The organism is Cohnella sp. 56 (assembly GCF_037963805.1).
Lineage (GTDB): Bacteria > Bacillota > Bacilli > Paenibacillales > Paenibacillaceae > Cohnella.
In genome coordinates this window covers 284,572-304,503 of record NZ_JAZDQE010000004.1, presented here as the reverse complement: position 1 = coordinate 304,503, position 19,932 = coordinate 284,572, and the positions used below count along the sequence as shown (strand labels likewise).

Sequence of the window (19,932 nt, the reverse complement as noted above, 5' to 3'; positions counted from 1 at the left end):
GCCGTCCTGCGGATTTTTTTATATTTTCATGCGCAAATAGCAAAAAAAAAACCGCCCATAAGGGCGGCAGCACGTCTGTGCTCAAGTTGGATAGGAGTGGAGAGAAACCATACTGTACTTTTATTATATGTATCCGTTTTCATGTTGTCAATAAGCGTTTTCATTTTATTTTGTTCCGCGGCCGCCGGGAGCTTGCCGCCGCTGCGCAGAGCGTCATTCTTTACGAGACGCCAATCGAATTTGAGAAATTTTTAAGGGGAATTAATTTCATTCTCATGAAGTCGTATGATACAATGATGATATCTTATGTAAAAAACTGGGGATGCTTTTATTGTTTTGGCGAGCAATCGCAACTTTATGTCTGAATGCCGGTATAAATTCATACAGGCCGAAGACGTCCCCCGGAAGGTGGAGGTCGCGTTTAATATGATGACCGATTCTCAACTGATTCGGGAAATCAAAGAAGGCAACGCGGAGCTTTTTTCCGAGTTGATGGCCAAGTATCAGAAGAAGATCTTATCCTTTATTTATCATATGCTGCGCGGCGCCAAGCTCGAGATGATGGCGGAGGATCTGTGTTCCGAGACGTTTTACAAGGCCTATCGGAGCCTGCATTCTTTCCGGGAGGTCGACGCTTCTTTTTCGACATGGCTGTATACGATCTCTCGCAATACGGTGCTGAGCGAGCTGCGCAAGCAGAAGGCGTCCCTGCTGTCGCTCGACGATACGGTTTACGTGCCGCTCGCGCCTTACGAAGCCGCACCTGAGCAGACGCTGCTTCGCAACGAAAAGGTCGCCCTCGTCCGGGAAGCAATCAACAATCTGCCGGAAAAGCAGCGCTCTGCGCTCATTCTGAGAGAGTACGAGGGGCTCGATTATCAGGAGATTGCCGGCATACTCGGACAGACGGTCAGCGCGGTCAAGTCGCTTCTGTTCCGTGCGAGAGCCAGCGTCAAGATCCAGCTGGAAAAGTATTTTCACGAGCCGGAGCCGGCTCTGATGAAGGTATACGAGGAGTTGAAGTCTAGATGACCCTGGCGTGCGGGCACGTTCAGCAGCAAATGCAAAATTATTGGGAGCTCGAAGCGGACGATCCGCAGCTTCTGGCGATCGACGCGCACATCGCCGGCTGTGCGGCATGCGCCGAGCAATTCCGGCTGTGGGAGGAGAGCGTCTCGCTCATTCGGACTGTCGCGGAGGCGGAGGCCGCGCTCATTCCGGAGAAGTCCGCAGCGGCCGTGAACGCCAGCGTGATGAGCCGCATCTATGCGGAGGACGGATGGCTGCTGCCGCCGGCCCGCAGAGCGTATGCGCCGATCGGATCGCTGCGCAGACGGATCGTCACCTCGATCGCATGCCTGCTGGCCCTGTGCGGCAGCGCCCTGCTGCTCATGCTGTACGACCACATGCATCACGACGGCAAGCCTGCCGGCGGCGTGATGCAGGCTGCCGGCACGAGCGATGCGCCAGGCTCGCTCATGATCGAGATGCCGCTCACGCGCGTGAGCGACCCGTTCGTGCTGAACACCTCGCCCGTCGCGCCCGAATATTGGGTGATGCTGTCCGTGCTCGGCATCTTCGCCGCGCTGCTCATTATGAACTGGTATTCGAGGCTGAGAAAGGCATGAGCGGCATGATGAAGCTTGGTTGGGTGCGTCACGGTGTCACTGCCTGGAACCAATCCGGCCGTATCCAGGGTACGACCGATATCCCGCTCAGCGCGGAGGGAGAGCGGCAGGCGCTGCTGCTTGCGGACCGGCTGCGCAGGGAGCCGGCCGTGTGGGACGGCATCGCCTGCAGCGATCTGATGCGCGCCCGCAGGACGGCGGAGTTGATCGCGGAGCGTCTGGGGCTCCCGCTCGTCAGCGACGTCCGCCTGCGCGAGCGCAGCTTCGGCGAGGCCGAGGGCACGACCGAGGACGAGCGCGTGGCCCGTTGGGGCGCGGATTGGCGCGGCCGGGTGCCGGGCCAGGAGTCCGACGTCCAGGTGCGGGCCAGGGGCATGGTCTTCGTCGAGGAGTTCACGGCGCATCATCCGGGAGAGAGCTGGCTGATCGTGACGCATGGCAGCTTCCTGGCGCAGATGCTGCATGCGCTGGAGACCGGCGTGGACGACAGCCGGATCGCGAACCTGTCGCTGACGATATTGGAGCGGGAGGGAGGCCGCTGGCTGCCGCGGCTCCACAATTGCACGGCCCATCTGGCGACGATATAATCGCGGGATAATAGATTTGGAACCGGAGGCTGCGGCTTCCGGTTTTTTTGCGTGCCGGCATTTAGTCAGGGCCGAGGGAGCGGACTCGTCCCCATCCGCATTCACGCCGCCGCATTTACGTTTAAACCCCCCATTTCGCGACGATACTGCGTTTATCAGCGGATGAGGAGGTGCCTCGATGAATCTGGCGGATATGCTCAGCTACGCGGACATCGCGCAGCTGTCGGGCATCGCGCAAGTCTATCAATGCGAATGCAGCAGCCATTCCAAAAACGAGCTGATCCAGTCGATTCTAAGCAAGGTTCAGCGAAGAGAAGTGCTCGAGCGTCGCGTCGAGGAGATGAGTCTGGCGGATCTTCGGTTTCTGAACTCGCTGCTGTTCGAGAAGCGCGCTTCCTACAGCCTGGAGGACCTGACTGCGAGGGCGTCGGGCACAGCCGATCGCTCCCAGGCCGAAGCGGGACAACAAGCAGGCGGCGCGGGGGCAGTATCCGCAGCGACGGCGGCCGGTGCGACGGACAGCGGCGCCAAAAAGCGCGCTGCATCGTCCCAGCGCAAGAAGGCGAAGCCGACACAGACGCCCCAGACGCCGGTCGATGAAGGCAGAAGCGCCATCGCGAGATTCAAGCGGTACGGCTGGCTGTTCGGCGGCGCGACGCAGCAGACGCGGTACTTGTACCATGTGCCCGAAGATGTGAAAAAAAAGCTGTGCGACACGATCGAGAGCAAGTTCCGCGAGAGCGTCCAGCTGCGCGAGGAGCCGCCCGCCTACCGGGACGAACGCGGGCTGCTGGCGGCGGATCTCGCCCTGCTGCTGCGATTCGTCCGCAGTCAGGACACGCCGCTCACTTCCGAAGGCTACTTGTACAAGCGGCAGCTGCAGCAGCTGCTGAACGGCTTTGCGGTGCTCGAACAGCCGCCGGCCAAGACAGCCTTCCGCTTCGGCTACGGCAGACGGTTCAGAGAATATCCGGAGCGTTTCTCGCTGCTGTACGATTATGCCTATTACGCCGGCATGCTGCTTGAGGAAGAAGGCAGCTTGGCGCTCACCGACAAGGGGCGGGACATCGCGGAGGGGGCGGCCGAATGCGACCCGGCGGAGCTGTACAGGTTCTGGCTGCGGCTCTACAAGCTGCCGATTCCGAATCTGCACGCGCTCACGCAATGGATCATGCGGCTGTCGAGACATCAATGGGTTACCGTCGAATCGTTGTGCGCCATCCTGCTGCCGCTCGTGAAGCCTTATTATTACGACGCCGAACGCACCATTCTCGAGCGGCGCACACTGGCGATGATGCTGCATCTCGGGCTGCTTCGTCTCGGCGAGACAGCGGCGGGCGAGGCGGTCGTCACGATGACCCCGCAGGGCGTATTGCTCGTATCGGGCAGCGACGTAAGGTTCGAAGACGCGTTGCCGTGGCAGTACGGGCTTGTTGACATCAGATAACGGCCTTGCTACACTTCTCTCCAATATATACCGGCGGTGCGGACAGGCTGCGCAGGCGTCGCGAGAAGTGGAGGGAGCCGAATGCTCATTCATTATGAGGGGCATGTTCCGAGGCTTGGCGAGGGCGTATACGTCGCCGAAGGCGCCAAGATCATCGGAGATGTCGAGATCGGAGCGGGCAGCTCCGTATGGTTCAACGCCGTGATCCGGGGAGATATGGCCGGCATTCGAATCGGCCGCAGGACGAACTTGCAAGATGGCGTGGTCGGGCATGTGAACGCCGGACAGCCGCTGCTCCTCGATGATGAAGTGACGGTCGGCCATTCGGCCATCGTGCACGGTTGTACGATCGGGAGAGGCTCACTGATCGGCATGGGCGCGATCGTGCTCAACGGGGCGCGGATCGGCGAGTATGCGATGATCGGAGCCGGCGCCGTCGTGACCGAGGGGAAGGAGATCCCGCCCTATACGCTTAGTATGGGGACGCCCGCGAGGGTCGTGCGCGAGCTGACGGAGCAGGATCTGGCGCGCATGCGGAGAACGGCGGATCATTATGCGGCAGAAGCCGTCAAATACGCGGGAGGCAAGCGCTAGAAGCCGTGCCTTCCGAACGATCAGGAGGTCAACCGATGGACATCAAAGTCGCTTATGAGACGATGCTGGGCTTGGCTGCGGAACTGACGCTCGACGATGCGCTGCGCGAATACAAGAAGGAACGGCTCTACGGGGAGATCGATCACGCGCTCGAGCAGGGAGACTCGGCGACATTCCTGCGGTTGACCGAGGAATTGAAGACGATTCTTCATTAATAATACGATGCAGCCGTGATGGGCTCACGCCGCACGCAGGGCATGCACCGGGACGACTTCGGCAGGCTCGCCGCTTGGGACAGGCGGGCCTGTTCGCGTTGATCGGACGGTCGGGAAAAAATGGCTTGCATGTCGGCCGGGTTCGAGTAGGATAGAATAGGTATGAATGGAGGCGAGAGAGCGTGAAGTTCAGCGAGCTTGGGGAAAACGATTGGGCGGAGCTCGCGCCGTACCTCGATACGGCGCTGCTCCCCGTCACGGGATTGCTCGGCGACGAGACGCCGCCCGAAGCGGCAGCGCTCGTAGGGGCGGCAGGGGACTGGCTCGCTCCGATCGAGTCGGCGTTCAGGGGCAGGACGGTTACTTATCCGGCGAACCATTATATCGGACCGGGGGACGAGCAGGCGCTCAATGCGCTGTGCGCGCGTGTCCGCTCCGGCGGATTCCGCCATATCGTTGTCGTATCGGGCAGATCCGGCTGGGACGAAGGGCAGCTGCCCGAGGCGGATCTGCTCGCGGCGCCGCGCGCCGAGTCGGACGCGCCCGACGCCGAGTCGCTGCGCAGGCAGATCGCGGACATGTGGAAGAGCGCTGCCGCGGCACGCGGCTGACGCCGCCGCGCATTGCATAGGATTGCGGCAACAGGGCATAACAAAAGCAGGCCCGCTCCGCGGTTAAATGTGACAAATTGACAACATTTTAGTTCGCGGTTTTCCGAGATGTGTCCAATTCGGGAACTGGTATTCTTGACGCTCTTTGACACGTGGGATATTATAGGTATGTCCTTGTGAACAAAAGGTGAAAGTCCGTATCGGACGCGATATTGGTGGGCAAAGGGGGTAGAAAAAATGGACCACAATCAGCAGCACGAAACCTCGCATAAGCCGATCAAGCGCAATGAAATGACAAGACGTCAGTTTCTATCTTATACGCTCGGCGGCGCTACGGCCTTCATGGCGGGCGGAGCGATTCTCCCGATGCTGCGCTTTGCCGTAGACCCGCTTCTGCAGAAGAAGGCTGAGACCGCTTTCGTCAAGGCGATCGAGGAAAAAGACGTGACCAAGGAGCCGAAGAGCATCGACTTCAAGGTTCACCAGGTAGACGGATGGTACGAGAGCGATCCGAAGCTTCAGGCTTTCGTAGCGAAGGACGACAGCGGCAAGATCTTCGCGTTGTCCCCTGTGTGCAAGCATCTGGGCTGCACGATCAGCTGGAGCGGCGAGGAAGCGCCGAATCTGTATCACTGTCCTTGCCATGGCGCCAGATATACCAAAGACGGCAAAAACCTCAAGGTGGCGCCGAAACCGCTTGACGAATACCAGGTCAAGGTAGAGAACGGCTGGGTATATCTCGGACCGCTTGAATCGAACACTCGCGTATAAAGGAGGGCGTCTCGTCCATGTTCAAAGGCATGTATAACTGGATTGACGAACGTCTCGATGTTACGCCGATGTGGAGAGATATCGCGGACCATGAGGTGCCTGAGCACGTTAACCCGGCTCACCACTTCTCCGCGTTCGTATATTGCTTCGGCGGATTGACGTTTTTCATTACCGTCATCCAGATCCTCTCGGGGATGTTTCTCACGATGTATTATGTGCCGGATATTATCAACGCGTACTACAGCGTAGACTATCTGCAGCACCAGGTCGCCTTCGGCGTAATCGTCCGGGGCATGCACCACTGGGGCGCGAGCCTCGTTATCGTCATGATGTTCCTACATACGCTTCGGGTCTTCTTCACCGGCTCCTACAAGGCGCCGCGCGAGATGAACTGGGTCGTCGGGATGCTGATCTTCTTCGTCATGCTGGGTCTGGGCTTCACCGGCTACCTGCTCCCGTGGGACAACAAGGCTTACTTCGCAACCAAGGTAGGCATGGAGATTGCGGGTTCGGTCCCGTGGATCGGCGGATATATCAAGGAGCTTCTGGCCGGCGGCACGATCGTCGGCGCGCAGACGCTGACCCGATTCTTCGCGATTCACGTGTTCTTCCTGCCCGGCGTGCTGCTCACACTGCTTGCCGCACACTTCTTCATGATTCGCAAACAGGGCATATCCGGGCCGCTGTAAGAGAAAGGAGTGGCAAGCATTGGCACATGGAAAAGGCAATTCTAACGAAAAGGTCGTCTTCGTAGGCGACTCGCGCATCCGCAAGCCGCATCCGGACAAGCCGGCGCCGCCGGACTATACGGCGTTCCCCGGCAAGTCCGAAGCGTTCATCCCGAACTTCCTGCTCAAGGAATGGATGGCGGGCGTCGTCGTGCTCGTCGGCTTCCTGACGCTGACGATCGCGGAGCCCGCTCCGCTCGGTTATCCGGCGAACCCGCTCAACGGCGCGTTCATCCCGATGCCGGACTGGTACTTCCTGTTCATCTATCAGTTGCTCAAGTATCCGTACACGTCCGAGAACTATATCGTTCTCGGTACGATCGCCATACCTGGGCTCCTGTTCGGCGCGCTGTTCCTCGCACCGTTTCTCGATACGGGCAAGGAACGCAGATTTTATCGCCGTCCGATCGCCAGCTCGCTATTGTTCGTATCGCTGATCGCCAGCGTCTACCTCACTTGGGTATCTTGGCATCACTACACCAAAGAGGTCGAAGCGAGCGGCGTCATCCCCGAGCATATCGAGCGGGAGATGAAGTCGGAGGAGCAGATCGCCGCAGGCAAGGGCAGATACATCTATGGCAAGGAAAAGATCCCGGCGCTCGTCGCACCGGAGGACGAAGCGTTCTCCGTCACGATGAAGGCGCAGTGTATCGCCTGCCACGGCACCGAGCTTCAGGGTCAAGTCGGCCCGATGCTGGCCGGAATCGGCGACACGCTGAATCACGACCAGATCAAGGAGATCATCACCAACGGCAAGGGCGACGGCATGCCGTCGTTCAAGGATAAGCTGACGGATGAAGAGATCGACAAGGTCGCGACCTGGCTCGCCAAGCAAAAGGCGGCAACCGAATAAGACATACGCTCAAGGGGGCCTGACCGGCATGGTCAGGCCCCCTTGAAGGTTACAGGCAACAATTCATAGAGCAGAGGTGTGAGAATGGATATCAGGCTGTTGCTGTCGCGCCGTTTTTTAACGCAAAAATCCATTATGACGCTGCTTATGGGCTTCTACATCATCGGAACGATATATGGCTATTACTGGTACAAGGATCAGCTCATCGACACGGCCGCCTCGCATCCGGCCTGGCATTTGCCGTTCGTGCCGGACAGCCCGACCGCCTCGCTCTTCTTTACGCTGGCTGCGTTGTGGCTGTGGCTGTCGCCGGCGGGGAGGACGGTGGGGCGCTGGCCGCGAGCGGTGCGAGGCGTCGTCGAGGCGCTGGCTGTCGTCACTTCCATCAAATACGGCGTATGGGCGACCGTCATTATTTTTGCCAGCGCTTACTACGGCAGTCCGTTCGTATGGCAGGATTGGATGCTGATCGCCTCACATTTGTCAATGGCGGTATGCGCCGTTTTGTACGGCCGTTTTTTCATTTACGGGCTGGGGGCGCTGGCCGTCGCCGCCGCGTGGACGCTGCTCAACGATGTCATGGATTACAGTCTCGGCATTTATCCGAGTCTGCCGCAGTCGCTCGACGACCGCCTTGCCGGCGTGGCGATCTTCACATTCGCGCTGACGTTGTTCAGCGTAGCGCTGGCGGCGGTCGTGGCGCTGGCGCTCAGACATCAGGAGACCGGCGTACGTCTGGCCGCGAGGTGAGCTTGGTCTAATCGTGGACATCCTCTCATACGTTGTAGAGGAGGGATGTCCATGTTCAAGTTGGAACTCAGCGTCCGCAATCTGCGGCGCGTGCTGGCCATCGCGGCGATAATCGCATTGCTGGAGATATGGACGTGCGGACAGGCTGCCGCCGCGTCCGGCACGGCCTCTCGGCAGAACCCGGTGCAACAGTTCCGCCTGGCGGCGGAGAGCTTGTATAGATCCGTATCCGCGGGCGATCCGCTGGTCGTGTTGAGGAAGGTCAGAGAGGCGGAGGCGGCGCTGGCGGTCATCCCGCCGGACGCGCTGCCGTCTGCCGAGAGCGCGTCGGCGCTGACCGGCAGCATGGAGCGGATGCGGAGGGCCATCGTCGCGCTGTCGCCGGATGAGCAGGAGGTGTACCGTGCCGCCGCCGCGCTGCGACTCGCCGCCGATACGGTATCCCCCGACGGACAGGGACTATGGCTGGAGTACAGGCGGCTGATGCGCGAGGAAGCAGCTTCGCTGGGCGAGTCGCTCGGCACCTCGCGGGTCAAGTCCGATCCGGACGCCCGCCGCAAGCTGGATTCGCTCGCCGGCCACTATGGACTGATTCGCGCCGCCGCGGCGGCGAGCGGACGAACGACCGCGGTCGAGCGGGCGGATGCCGTATTCCGCTATGCGGAGCGTGTCCTCGCGAGCCCGCAAGCGGAGGACGAGCTGCTCGCACAGCTCCCGCAGCAGCTTCGGGAGACGGTCGAGGGACTGTTCCCGCCGGAGACGGAGACGCCGGCATCGGGGCCGCTGCATGCCGCGCCACCCGCAAGCTTTTTTACGACGATCGGGGCATTTATATTGACGGCGCTCACCTATTCGGGCTGGCGCAAATACCGCGGCGAGCATAGCAGGCGGGACCTGAACAAGCGGACCTGACCTCGGCTTGCACCCGTAGCAGCTATGAAGGGGAGCGCCCTTATTCCTCGCGGAAGCCTTCGCCGAGCACATCGTGCACGTCGCCAATCACAATAAAAGCCTGTCTGTCGTGCTGGCGGACAAGGCTTTTTAATTTGCGCACCTCGAACCGGCTCACGACGCAGTAGACGGCCATGCGCGGCTCGCCCGAATACGCGCCGACGGCGTTCATCAGCGTCACGCCGCGTTCAAGCTCAATCGTGATTTGCTTGGCGAGCGTCTCCGGCTCCCGGCACAATATCGTGAAGGCTTTGGCCGAGTAGGCGCCTTCCTGCACGAAGTCGATCACCCGGGCGGCGATGAAGACGCTGACGAGCGTATAGAGCACCTTTTCCTTCGGAATGAATACAAGCGAGGTGCCGAGAACGACGACATCCATGAGCAGGATGAACTGTCCCATGCTGATGCCGCCCTTGCGGTTGGCGATCCGTGCGATAATATCCACGCCGCCCGTCGTGCCTCCCGAATAGAAGACGAGCCCGAGTCCGGCGCCCAGCGTCACGCCCGCATAGAGGGCGACGAGGATGAAGTCCTGCTCCGTCGTGAAGGGGGTGAGCCAGCCACGGTCCACGAGCAGCTGCCACAGCCACAGAAAGACCGATAAGGAAAGCGTGCCGCCGAATGTATAGATCATCGCCCGGAAGCCGAGCTTGCGCCAGCCGAGCCAGAATAAAGGCAGGTTAAGCAGAAGCGTCGTGAGCGAGGCGGGGAGCCCGGTCGCATACAGCAGCAGGATGCCGATACCGGTGACGCCGCCCTCCATCAATCGGTTCGGGACGATGAAGTACACGATACCGAACCCGTAGATCGCTGTGCCGAGCAGCAGTATGCTCCAAGTACGGATGCTTGCCCACAGCTTTTGCCGATTCATGCCTATGACCCCCAAGGTGATTTTCATTTGATTTTTGCCGACATCTTAAGCTAACATAAGAAGAAACCGAAGGGAAGGACCGGACGTATGGCTGAATCCAAAATCACGGACCTCGCGCTGGACGAGCGTCTGCTGTCCGACATCCAGCGCGACGTGGACGCCTATATCTCGCAATTTAAAGAGGGCTACTTCTCCCCGCTGGCGATGCTGGCCAGACTGGCCGAAGAGACGGGCGAGCTGGCGCGGGAGGTTAACCACCGATACGGCGAAAAGCCGAAAAAAGCGGATGAAGCCGACAATTCCATCGAAATGGAGCTGGGCGACGTCCTGTTCATCGTCCTCTGCTTCGCCAATCGGGAGGGCATCGATCTGACCCGGGCGATCGGAAGCGTGCTGAACAAGTTCAATACGCGGGACAAAGACAGGTGGACGAAGAAGCGCACGGATACCCCGTAGGTTCATATGCTGTATCATCCCCAATTCGAGGAGGATGGTACGAATGACGGAAGGGGAATCATGCCTGCGCCAAGCTTATGCTGCCATCCTGGCCTCCGACTTCGAAGCCGCGGTCGATTGGTTCGAGAAGGCGGTGGAGGCCGAGCCGACCAACGCTTCTTATTATTATAAAGGCTCCATCAGTCTCGCACGCAGCGGCCGCCTGAACAAGGCGCACGAATACGCGCGATGCGCCGTCCGGCTCGCCCCTGACGAACCGGACTATGTGCTGCATCTGCGCCTCGTCGAGAGCCGGATGCTCGCCCGTCAGGCCAAGGCGCTGCTCACGCGGCCGCAGCCCGAAGCCGGCAGCGCGATCGAGCTGCTGCAGGAGGCGGTCGTGCTCGATCCGCTGGATGCGGGCGCGTATCTGCTGCTCGGCATCGCCTGCAGACTGGCCGGCGAATATGACCGTGCGATCGCGGCGCTGCGGACGGCGAGGGAGATGAATCCGATGCTGACGGAGGCGGGCAGGCTGCTCCGGGAGACGAAGATGGAGCGGGCGCGCAGGTGGCGGCTTATGAATTCTAATCATACTCGACGAAGGAACAGGTGATAGCGAATGGCGCAGCCAATCAAGGTCGCCGTTGCAGGCGCAGCGGGAAGAATGGGTCGCGAAGTGGTCAAAATGGTGCTGGAGGATCCGGCATTTGTGCTGGCGGCCGCGATCGGACGTTCCGCATCCGGTGAGGATGCGGGCCGTCTGGCCGGACTGCCGGAGGCGGGCGTCAGGCTGAGCGACGATCTGGAGCGCGCGCTGCGGGAGAGCAAGCCGGACGTGCTCGTCGACTTCACGAATCCGAAGTCCGCGATGCCCAATACGATGACCGCGATCCGCCAGGGCGTGCGTCCTGTCGTTGGGACGACCGGCTTCACGCAGGAGCAGATGGACGAGATCGACCGCGAATGCCGCGCCGCCGGCATCGGCTGCCTGATCGCGCCCAACTTTTCGATCGGCGCCATGCTTATGATGAAGTTCGCCGCAGATGCGGCCAAGTATATGCCGCATGTCGAGATCATCGAGTATCACGGCGACCAGAAACTCGACGCCCCCTCCGGCACTTCGATCAAGACCGCGGAGCGGATCGCCGAGACGCGGCGCGAGCTGCGGCAGGGCAATCCGAACGAGGAGGAAGTCATCGACGGCGCGCGGGGCGGCTACTACGGCGGATTCCGCATACATAGCGTGCGTCTGCCCGGCGTGTTCGCGCAGCAGGAGGTCATCTTCGGCGGGCACGGACAGACGCTCAAGATCCGGCACGACAGCTACGACCGCGCCGGCTATATGCCGGGCGTGGCCACGGCCGTCAAAAAGATCATGAGCGTCACGGGACTCGTATACGGCTTCGAGCATTTCCTGGATTAGACAAGAATTCGCCTATAATATCCCGCTCCCGGGAGAGGAGACGCGGCAGACCATGCTGAATATCGCACTCATTGCCCACGATCGCAAAAAAGACGAGATGGTGAACTTCACCATCGCCTACGAGCAAGTATTCAAGCCTCACAAGCTGTACGCGACCGGCACGACCGGCACCCGCATCATGGAGAGCACATCGCTGCAGGTTCACCGCTTCCAGTCGGGGCCGCTCGGCGGCGACCAGCAGATCGGCGCGATGGTGGCGACCAACGATATGGACTTCATTATTTTTCTTAGAGATCCGCTCATGGCGCAGCCGCATGAGCCCGATATCATCGCGCTGCTCCGGCTCAGCGACGTGCAGGGCATCCCCGTGGCGACCAACGTAGCGACGGCCGAGCTGCTCGTCAAATGTCTCGAACGCGGCGACTTCGCATGGCGCGAGCTTGTGCACAAGTACAAGCCCGGCATCGACGAATGAGCGAGGACGCCAAGCTCGACCTGCTCGTGTTCGCCGCGCATCCCGACGACGCGGAGATCGGCATGGGCGGCACGATCGCCAAGGCGGTGCGCGAAGGGCAGGCCGTAGGCTTGTACGATCTGACCTATGCCGAGATGTCTTCCAACGGAGATCCCGATACGCGTCAGCGGGAGGCGGCCGAGGCGACGGCGCTGCTCGGTCTGGCCGTGCGCGGCAATCTGGAGCTGCCGGACCGGGGGCTGAGGCCGGGGACGGCGCAGTCGGACAAGCTGGTCGAGGCGATCCGCCGCCATCGTCCGCGGGCCGTGTTCGCCCCTTATTTTATCGACAGGCATCCGGACCATATCGCCTGCAGCCGGCTGACGGAGGAGGCGGTATTCAACGCCAAGCTCCGCCGTCATATGCCCGAGCTTGCGGCATGGACCGTGGACGTGCTTTATTTTTATTTCATTAACGACGTGCATACGCCCCAGCTCGTCGTCGATATTACGGAGGTGCAGCCCGTGAAGATGGCCGCCCTCTCCGCTTATCGCTCCCAGTTCGAACCGATGGGCGAAGGCGAAGATTGGGTGCCGACGCCGCTGACGGCAGGGTATCTGGACAATGTCGCGGCGCGCGATCGGCTGTTCGGGGCGCCGCACCGGCTGGCGTACGCCGAAGGCTTCATTCCCAAGGGCCCGGTGAAGATGGAGCGGCTCTAATGCCGCGCTCCCGCAGTCCAATCTGTTAACAATCATACTCGGCATCTGAGCGGGCATTGCCGGCGCACGAACGGCCTGCAGCGCATCCGCATGGAAGAAAGGAGCTGCGATGGAAAGACCGCTCAAAATCGGCATCACCTGCTATCCCTCCCTGGGCGGCTCGGGCGTCGTAGCGACAGAACTCGGCAAGCTGCTCGCGGAAAAGGGACATGAGATACATTTTATTACGCACAGCGTACCGTTCCGTCTCGGCAAGTTCCACCGCAACATTTATTACCATGAGGTCGAGGTGTCGGACTACTATGTATTCCGCTACCCGCCATACGATCTGTCGCTCGCGAGCAAGATGCACCAGGTCGCCAAGCTCAAGCAGCTCGACCTGCTGCATGTCCACTATGCGGTGCCGCACGCGATCTGCGCACTGCTGGCCAAGCAGATGTCCGGGGACCGGCTCAAGATCGTCACGACGCTGCACGGCACCGATATCACGGTGCTCGCCCAGGACGAGACGCTCAAGGACATCATCCGGCTCGGCATCGGCGCGAGCGATGCCGTCACGGCTGTCAGCCGCGACCTGATCCGCGAGACGCAGGAGCTGCTCGACATCGAACGGCCGATCGAGCTCACCTACAACTTCGTCGACAAGCGCGTGTACTATCCGCGCGAGGTGTCCGGCATGCGGCTTGACTTCGCGGAGCCCCACGAGAAGGTGCTCATGCATATCTCAAACTTCAGGCCGGTCAAGCGCACGGTCGACGTCGTCGACATATTCGCCAAGGTCAATGCCGAGGTGCCGTCCAAGCTCCTCCTCGTCGGCGAAGGTCCGGACCTGCCGAAGATTCAGGCCAAGATTCAGGCGATGGGGCTCGAGCATCGCGTGCACTACCTGGGCAAGCAGGACGACGTGGCCGAGGTGCTGTCGCTGGCCGATCTCGTGCTGCTCCCTTCCGAAAAGGAAAGCTTCGGCCTCGTCGCGCTCGAGGCGATGGCCTGCGGCGTGCCGACGATCGGTTCGACTGCGGGCGGCATACCCGAGCTCGTCGTCAGCGGGGAGACGGGGTTCCTCTCTCCGATCGGTCATACGGCCGAGATGGCGGCGGACGCGATCCGTCTGCTCAAGGACGAGACGATGTACGCCAGATTCAGGGAGGCCTGCATCGACCGTTCGCGCACACAGTTTTGCAACGACCTGATTACGGCCCAGTACGAGCGGATTTATTACAACGTGCTGGGATTGCCGGCAAGCCCGATCATGCCTGTATGCGAGAGATGAATTCGAAGTCCGGTCCAGGAGGCGACCCGATGAAAATGCGATACGGCGGCCGCCTCTGGACTGCAGCGCTCGAGGTGCTGGACATTCTGAAGCAAGCCGGCTGCGAGGCTTACTTTGTAGGCGGCTGCGTGCGCGACGAGCTGCTCGGCCGCGCGGCGCACGATATCGATATTGCGACGAGCGCAGCGCCCGATCGCGTGCTGTCGCTGTTCCCGGATGCGCTGCCCACCGGTCTGAAGCACGGCACGGTGACCGTCCGGCGCTCGGGCTTTTTTTTTGAAGTGACGACATTCCGGCAGGATGCGGAATATTCGGACGGACGGCGCCCCGACGACGTGCGCTTCGTGACCGACGTCCGCGAGGATCTGGCGCGCAGGGACTTCACGATCAATGCGATGGCCGCCGGCACGGACGGCTTCATCGTCGATCCGTTCGGCGGGATCGACGATCTGCGCGGCCGGACGGTGCGGACGGTGGGCGATCCCGTGCTGCGATTCGGAGAGGATGCGCTGCGGGTGCTGCGGTGCGTACGGTTTGCCGCCGAGTTCGGCTTCGCGATCGATGCCGCCGCCTGGGAGGGAATGCGCCGCAGTCGGGAACGCCTGGCCTTGATCGCGATGGAGCGCGTCGGCGCGGAGCTGGACAAGGTGTGCGCCGGGCGCGATCCCGGCAGGGCGTTCGAGCTGCTGCTGGCTGCGGGGCTGCCGGAGCGGTTCAAGGCGCCGCTGCCTCGATCGTGGCTGGACGGTCTCAGACGCGTTGCGGGCTGCGGCGATAGTGCCGGGGCGCCGTCATCCGAGGGCAAGCATGCAGGACTGTCTGCGCTCGTCCCGTCCGCCGCAGCCGATCCGGATATGCGCTGGGCGGCGCTCTTCATCGCCGGGCGGGCGGAGCCGGACGAAGCCGAGGAAGCGCTGCGGCGACTCCACTATGCGACGAGGCGGATCAGGCGGGTGACCAGGCTGCTCCACATGCACCGCCTCGTCGCGTCCGACACCGGGGCGGAGGCGGGGCGGCCGGCGTTGGTTCACGCCGCGGACGAAGCGGCTTGGCGCCGGCGCTGGACGCTGGCGGTGCTCGAATGCGGCGCCGAGGCCGCCGCGGACTGGCTCAGCCTGTTCGCGGACGGGGAGCTGCGAACATCGCATGCGGTGCCGGACATGCCGGCCGTCATGGGCGCCGGCTGGACGGCCGCGATGCCCGCCCTGGACCCGTCGGGCCTGGCGGTTCGCGGCGATCAGCTGGCCGCGGCTTCGGGGCGCCCGCCGGGCCCCTGGATCGCGGCGGCGCTGCGCGAATTGCTGGCGCAGGTCGCGACGGGCGAGCTGTCCAACGACAGAGAGGCGCTCATCGGCGCCTATATGCGCGGTGCCGATGAGCAACGAGAGGAACGGTGAATACGCATGGAACAGTCGCAATTGCTCGCGCTGCTGGAAGCCAAGCAGGACGGCTTCGTGTCCGGCGAGGAGATCAGCAGGCAGCTGGGCGTGAGCCGGACGGCCGTATGGAAGCAGATCCGGCGGCTGGAATCCGAAGGCTTCGAGATCGAGGCGGTGCCGCGCATGGGCTACCGGCTCGTCGGCCGGCCGGCCAAGCTGAACGCGGCCGAGCTGCAGGTCCGGCTCGCGACGGCGGCGTTCGGCCGCAGGCTGCATCTGCTGGACGCTGTGACGTCCACGCAGGACGTCCTGCGCGACCTCGCGGAGGCCGGCGCGCCGGAGGGCACGCTCGTCATCGCCGAGCGCCAGGACAACGGCCGCGGCCGCATGGGGCGCGCATGGGTATCGCCGCCGGGGCGCGGCGTGTCGATGAGCCTGCTGCTGCGTCCCCAGGTGCCGCTGCAGCAGGCGCCGCAGCTCACGCTGCTGGCGGCCGTCGCGCTGTGCCGGGGCCTCTCCAGGGAGACTGGGCTGGCGATCGGCATCAAGTGGCCCAACGATCTGCTCGTCGACGGACGCAAGATCAGCGGCATCCTGCTGGAGTCCGCCGCCGAAGACGAACGGCTGCGCTATGTTGCGGTCGGTCTCGGAATTGCGGTTAATCTGGACCCCGCGGATTATCCGGACGATCTGCTCTCCCGCGCGGTGTCGCTCAAGATCGCGGCGGGCCGCCCGTTCGACCGGGCGGCGCTGATCGCAGCCGTGCTGCTCGAGTTCGAGCAGCTGTACGCCGTCTACAAGGAGCGGGGCTTCGAGCCGATCCGCATCTTGTGGGAGACTTACTCGGTCACGCTGAACCGCACAGTCAGCCTGAACGCCGGCAACGGCTTTTTCGAGGGGATACCGCGAGGGCTGGACGCCGGAGGCGGACTTCGCGTCGAGCTGCCGGAAGGCGGCGAACGGACGATCTATTCGGCGGAGATCGGGGATGCGGCCCCGCTGCCGGGCCAAGGCGGGTAGATGTGGGGGATAGGGCGCCTGTCCGGCGTCTGCCCGCCATTTACGGGCCGACGCGCATCTGCTATAATATAGCTGCTCGGGCGGTATCATGACGAACCGCACCGGGAGACATGATAGTGATGAATGCCGTGTCGACATACGGCAACCTATGAATCGAATAACCGTGATGATTTCGCGGCGGATTCTGCTCTGAGCCCAAGGGACCGAGACAGAAGGACGTGAAGCGCTCCTGCTGAATGGACACCTTCTTTGCTCATGGGCATCGAAGGTTTTTTTGTGCTTGGACGGCAGTCCGCCTGACAAAAGGAGATGTGCGAGATGAGCCAGCCGCTAACCCCGCCCAAACTGAAAAAAATGAAAAGCCAAGGTTTGCCGATCGCCATGGTGACCGCTTACGATTATCCGTCCGCGAGGCTCGCCGAAGAAGCAGGCGTCGATGTCCTGCTGGTCGGCGATTCGCTGGGCAACGTCGTGCTCGGATACGATACGACCGTTCCCGTCACCCTGGACAATATGGTCTATCACACGAGAGCGGTCGTGCGCGGCGCTCCGGGCACGATGGTCGTGGCGGATCTGCCGTTCGCCACCTATCGCGGCTCCAAGGAGCAGACGCTGCGCAATGCGGCGCGGCTCATGCAGGAGGGCGGCGCCCATGCGGTCAAGCTCGAAGGCGGCGCGGAGCTGGCCGACGAGGTGAGACTGCTCGTATCGGCCGGCATTCCGGTGCTCGGACATCTGGGACTGACGCCGCAGTCGGTGCTCCAGATCGGCGGCTACAAGGTGCAGGGCCGCGACGATGCGGAGTCCGCCAGGCTGCTCGCGGATGCGCAGGCGCTGGAGGAGGCGGGCGCGTTCGGCATCGTGCTCGAGCTCGTCGTGGAGCCGGTCGCTGCGGCCGTGTCCCGCGCGCTCGCGATCCCCACGATCAGCATCGGCGCCGGACGGGGCTGCGACGGCCAGGTGCTCGTCTACCACGATCTGCTCCGCTACGGCTCGGGCATCCGCGACAAGCGCTTTGTGAAGGCATACGCAGACGTGGGAGAGACGGTCCGCACTGCGATATCCCAATATGTGAACGAAGTGAAAACCGGCCGCTTCCCGGACGAGGCGAATGCGTTTCAGGCGCAGGCGCAGCCGGAAGATACGTCCGCAGCCAAACTATACGGAGGCGACACCCAATGACGGCATCCTTGACCGCCGCGCCGGCAATCGTCCGGACGATCGCAGAGCTTCGCATGCAAATAAAGGATTACCGGCGGCAGGCCGGCGAACATGCATCCGTCGGTCTCGTGCCGACGATGGGCTATCTCCACGAGGGGCATGCGAGCCTGCTGCGCAGATCCGCGGCAGACAACGGACTGACCGTGCTCAGCATCTTCGTCAATCCGCTGCAGTTCGGCCCGAACGAAGACTTTGACCGCTATCCGCGCGATGAGGCCAGAGATCTGGCTGTGGCAGCGGACGCCGGGGCGGACATCGTGTTTATGCCGAGTGTCGGCGAGATGTATCCGCGACCGGCCGCGACCCGGGTGACCGTGTCCGGGGTCAGCGAGCGCCTCTGCGGCGCCAGCCGTCCGGGGCACTTCGACGGAGTCGGCGTCGTCGTGACCAAGCTGTTCAACATCGTGCAGCCCGACAAGGCATACTTCGGCATGAAGGACGCGCAGCAGGTGGCCGTCATCGAGCGGATGGCGGGCGATCTCAATCAGCCTGTCGACATCGTCCCCTGTCCGATCGTCCGCGAAGCCGACGGCCTCGCACTGAGCTCGCGCAATGTATATCTGAGCGAGACGGAGCGCAGCGAAGCGCTCGTGCTGTCCGCGACGCTCGCCCGGGTGCCCGAATGGATCGCCGCAGACGCGACGGCGGAGCGGCTGAAGGCTGCCGTGACGGCCGGCATCGCCGCCTCGCCGCTCGCCGACATCGACTATGTCGATGTGCTGACCTTCCCGGATATGCAGCCGCCGCAGGCCGATCTCAAGCTCTCCGACAGCCGCGAACGCCTGCTTGTGGCGGTGGCGGTCAGATTCGGACGCACGCGTCTCATCGACAATATCCTTATTCCAGCAGCGGAGGCTTGATTGATATGCTCAGACAAATGATGAAGTCCAAGCTCCACCGGGCGACGGTTACCGAAGCCAACCTGAATTATGTGGGCAGCGTGACGATCGACGAGGACCTGCTCGAGCTGGTCGATATTTTGCCCGACGAGAAGGTCCAGATCGTGAACAACAACAACGGCGCCCGATTCGAGACGTATGCGATTCCGGGTCCCCGCGGCTCCGGCGTCGTCTGTCTGAACGGGGCGGCCGCGCGGCTCGTGCAGCCCGGCGACAAAGTCATTATTATCGCATACGGCTATGTGACGAACGAAGAAGCGCGCGCCCACAAGCCGAAGGTCGCCATTATGGACGAGGCGAACCGAGTCGTTCAAATGATGGCGCAGGAGCCTCATTCGACCGTCGTCTGAAGCGTATGAAAGGGGTCCGGCAAACGCAGAATGAGCAGTACATTCCTTCTGCGACAGGGGGCCCTTATTTGATGATTCATCCCTTATTTGCGACCATGAACGATGTGCTCGACCAGATGATCGAACGTTATCCGAATTCGTCCACGGAAGAAAAATTGGCGCTGGAAGAGCAATGGAACGTGTTAAAATCGATGAGTGATGATATCATTGAGTCATGGCTCGCGCTTGAGGAAAAAATGGGCGACTACCGGCGACAGCGGCAAGCGTCCCCGCCGGGCGCCGTCATGGACGCGGCGGCCATGCTGCCGCAAGAGCTGCCGCTGCCGTTCGTCAAGGGCCAGGGCTACTTCAAGCTCCAGATGTTCCGCGAGTGCGCCTGCCAGTTCGAGGAGCTGATCGCGCATTATGCCGAGTGGCCTGTCGCCCGTCTGTACCTGGCGATGAGCAGGATGCATCTGGGCGAATTCGCGGACGCGCACCGGCACTTCGAGCTGGTCGCCTGCACGGCCGACGAGCCTAGGCTGCAGGCGATCGCATACAACGCGATGGGCTGCGTGCAGGCGGTTCAGGCCAATCTGATCCAGGCCTGTTCGTTTTTCCGCAAGGCGATAGAGCTGGCTCCGGGCTTCGAGGACGCCCGCCGCAATCTGGATTCGTGCAGCAGAGGAGCGGAGAGCGTGCAGCTCTCCTTCGGGAGCGCGGAGCTTGCCGCGCTCGCGCCGGGCTGACGGACCCGCTGCCGGCCGG

At 62.2% G+C, this 19,932-nt stretch carries 25 protein-coding genes; 24 read left to right on the top strand and 1 reads right to left on the bottom strand.

Annotated elements, in window-relative coordinates:
* Positions 1-429: 429 nt before the first annotated feature.
* From VQ071_RS09650 to VQ071_RS09595, 12 genes are all read left to right on the top strand, one after another.
* Entirely contained in the window at positions 430-1,032 is a 603-nt protein-coding gene (locus VQ071_RS09650) for an RNA polymerase sigma factor (protein WP_340513974.1), read from the top strand.
* Positions 1,029-1,628, top strand: a complete 600-nt coding sequence (locus VQ071_RS09645; protein WP_340513762.1) for a hypothetical protein — start codon at positions 1,029-1,031, stop codon at positions 1,626-1,628. The genes VQ071_RS09650 and VQ071_RS09645 overlap by 4 nt, the downstream gene beginning before the upstream one ends.
* A complete protein-coding gene (locus tag VQ071_RS09640; protein WP_340513761.1) occupies positions 1,625-2,215 on the top strand; it encodes a histidine phosphatase family protein in 591 nt (196 codons plus the stop codon). Before VQ071_RS09645 ends, VQ071_RS09640 begins: the two co-directional genes overlap by 4 nt.
* A gap of 178 nt (positions 2,216-2,393) precedes the next feature.
* The gene (locus VQ071_RS09635; protein WP_340513760.1) at positions 2,394-3,662 is read left to right on the top strand and encodes a hypothetical protein; all 1,269 of its coding nucleotides are present in this window, start codon (positions 2,394-2,396) and stop codon (positions 3,660-3,662) included.
* Positions 3,663-3,743: 81 nt separating this feature from the next.
* Complete coding sequence (locus VQ071_RS09630) at positions 3,744-4,256, top strand: gamma carbonic anhydrase family protein (RefSeq protein WP_340513759.1); 513 nt, start codon at positions 3,744-3,746, stop codon at positions 4,254-4,256.
* A 35-nt stretch (positions 4,257-4,291) separates the two neighbouring features.
* Positions 4,292-4,471, top strand: a complete 180-nt coding sequence (locus VQ071_RS09625) for an IDEAL domain-containing protein (RefSeq protein WP_340513758.1) — start codon at positions 4,292-4,294, stop codon at positions 4,469-4,471.
* Positions 4,472-4,653: 182 nt separating this feature from the next.
* A complete protein-coding gene (locus VQ071_RS09620; protein WP_340513757.1) occupies positions 4,654-5,082 on the top strand; it encodes a DUF2487 family protein in 429 nt (142 codons plus the stop codon).
* Between the two features lie 237 nt (positions 5,083-5,319).
* Positions 5,320-5,853 (top strand): ubiquinol-cytochrome c reductase iron-sulfur subunit, encoded by a 534-nt coding sequence (locus tag VQ071_RS09615; protein WP_340513756.1) that lies wholly within the window; start codon positions 5,320-5,322, stop codon positions 5,851-5,853.
* 17 nt (positions 5,854-5,870) lie between these two features.
* Entirely contained in the window at positions 5,871-6,542 is a 672-nt protein-coding gene (qcrB, locus tag VQ071_RS09610) for a menaquinol-cytochrome c reductase cytochrome b subunit (protein WP_090112781.1), read from the top strand.
* A gap of 19 nt (positions 6,543-6,561) precedes the next feature.
* Positions 6,562-7,434 (top strand): menaquinol-cytochrome c reductase cytochrome b/c subunit, encoded by an 873-nt coding sequence (locus tag VQ071_RS09605; RefSeq protein WP_340513755.1) that lies wholly within the window; start codon positions 6,562-6,564, stop codon positions 7,432-7,434.
* 84 nt (positions 7,435-7,518) lie between these two features.
* Positions 7,519-8,184, top strand: coding sequence for a DUF1405 domain-containing protein (locus tag VQ071_RS09600; RefSeq protein ID WP_340513754.1), 666 nt, complete (start codon positions 7,519-7,521; stop codon positions 8,182-8,184).
* Positions 8,185-8,235: 51 nt separating this feature from the next.
* Positions 8,236-9,096 carry a sporulation protein YpjB gene (locus VQ071_RS09595; RefSeq protein WP_340513752.1) on the top strand — a complete coding sequence of 287 codons (861 nt, stop codon included), beginning with the start codon at positions 8,236-8,238 and terminating at the stop codon, positions 9,094-9,096.
* 40 nt (positions 9,097-9,136) lie between these two features.
* Here the strand turns inward: VQ071_RS09595 and VQ071_RS09590 are convergent, their stop codons facing one another.
* Positions 9,137-10,006, bottom strand: coding sequence for a YitT family protein (locus VQ071_RS09590; RefSeq protein WP_340513751.1), 870 nt, complete (start codon positions 10,004-10,006; stop codon positions 9,137-9,139).
* A gap of 87 nt (positions 10,007-10,093) precedes the next feature.
* Here VQ071_RS09590 and VQ071_RS09585 point away from each other — a divergent pair, with 87 nt between their 5' ends.
* The 12 genes from VQ071_RS09585 to VQ071_RS09530 all read left to right on the top strand — a co-directional run bounded on the left by VQ071_RS09585 (position 10,094) and on the right by VQ071_RS09530 (position 19,913).
* Entirely contained in the window at positions 10,094-10,462 is a 369-nt protein-coding gene (locus tag VQ071_RS09585) for a nucleotide pyrophosphohydrolase (RefSeq protein ID WP_340513750.1), read from the top strand.
* Positions 10,463-10,505: 43 nt separating this feature from the next.
* A complete protein-coding gene (locus VQ071_RS09580; RefSeq protein WP_340513749.1) occupies positions 10,506-11,057 on the top strand; it encodes a tetratricopeptide repeat protein in 552 nt (183 codons plus the stop codon).
* Positions 11,058-11,063: 6 nt separating this feature from the next.
* Positions 11,064-11,867, top strand: a complete 804-nt coding sequence (gene dapB, locus VQ071_RS09575) for a 4-hydroxy-tetrahydrodipicolinate reductase (RefSeq protein ID WP_340513748.1) — start codon at positions 11,064-11,066, stop codon at positions 11,865-11,867.
* 52 nt (positions 11,868-11,919) lie between these two features.
* Positions 11,920-12,342 carry a methylglyoxal synthase gene (locus tag VQ071_RS09570; RefSeq protein WP_340513747.1) on the top strand — a complete coding sequence of 141 codons (423 nt, stop codon included), beginning with the start codon at positions 11,920-11,922 and terminating at the stop codon, positions 12,340-12,342.
* A complete protein-coding gene (gene bshB1, locus VQ071_RS09565) occupies positions 12,339-13,043 on the top strand; it encodes a bacillithiol biosynthesis deacetylase BshB1 (RefSeq protein ID WP_340513746.1) in 705 nt (234 codons plus the stop codon). The genes VQ071_RS09570 and bshB1 overlap by 4 nt, the downstream gene beginning before the upstream one ends.
* Positions 13,044-13,152: 109 nt before the next feature.
* Entirely contained in the window at positions 13,153-14,316 is a 1,164-nt protein-coding gene (gene bshA, locus VQ071_RS09560; protein ID WP_340513745.1) for an N-acetyl-alpha-D-glucosaminyl L-malate synthase BshA, read from the top strand.
* Positions 14,317-14,345: 29 nt separating this feature from the next.
* Positions 14,346-15,713 carry a [cytidine(C)-cytidine(C)-adenosine (A)]-adding enzyme gene (locus VQ071_RS09555; RefSeq protein ID WP_340513744.1) on the top strand — a complete coding sequence of 456 codons (1,368 nt, stop codon included), beginning with the start codon at positions 14,346-14,348 and terminating at the stop codon, positions 15,711-15,713.
* Positions 15,714-15,719: 6 nt separating this feature from the next.
* Positions 15,720-16,715: a biotin--[acetyl-CoA-carboxylase] ligase gene (locus tag VQ071_RS09550; protein ID WP_340513743.1), complete on the top strand. Its 996-nt coding sequence runs from the start codon at positions 15,720-15,722 to the stop codon at positions 16,713-16,715.
* 318 nt (positions 16,716-17,033) lie between these two features.
* Positions 17,034-17,897 carry a 3-methyl-2-oxobutanoate hydroxymethyltransferase gene (gene panB / locus VQ071_RS09545; RefSeq protein WP_340513742.1) on the top strand — a complete coding sequence of 288 codons (864 nt, stop codon included), beginning with the start codon at positions 17,034-17,036 and terminating at the stop codon, positions 17,895-17,897.
* Complete coding sequence (gene panC / locus VQ071_RS09540) at positions 17,894-18,796, top strand: pantoate--beta-alanine ligase (RefSeq protein ID WP_340513741.1); 903 nt, start codon at positions 17,894-17,896, stop codon at positions 18,794-18,796. The genes panB and panC overlap by 4 nt, the downstream gene beginning before the upstream one ends.
* A gap of 5 nt (positions 18,797-18,801) precedes the next feature.
* A complete protein-coding gene (gene panD, locus VQ071_RS09535) occupies positions 18,802-19,185 on the top strand; it encodes an aspartate 1-decarboxylase (RefSeq protein ID WP_340513740.1) in 384 nt (127 codons plus the stop codon).
* Between the two features lie 71 nt (positions 19,186-19,256).
* On the top strand, positions 19,257-19,913 hold the full coding sequence (locus tag VQ071_RS09530; RefSeq protein WP_340513739.1) for a hypothetical protein: 657 nt from the start codon (positions 19,257-19,259) through the stop codon (positions 19,911-19,913).
* Positions 19,914-19,932: the final 19 nt, after the last annotated feature.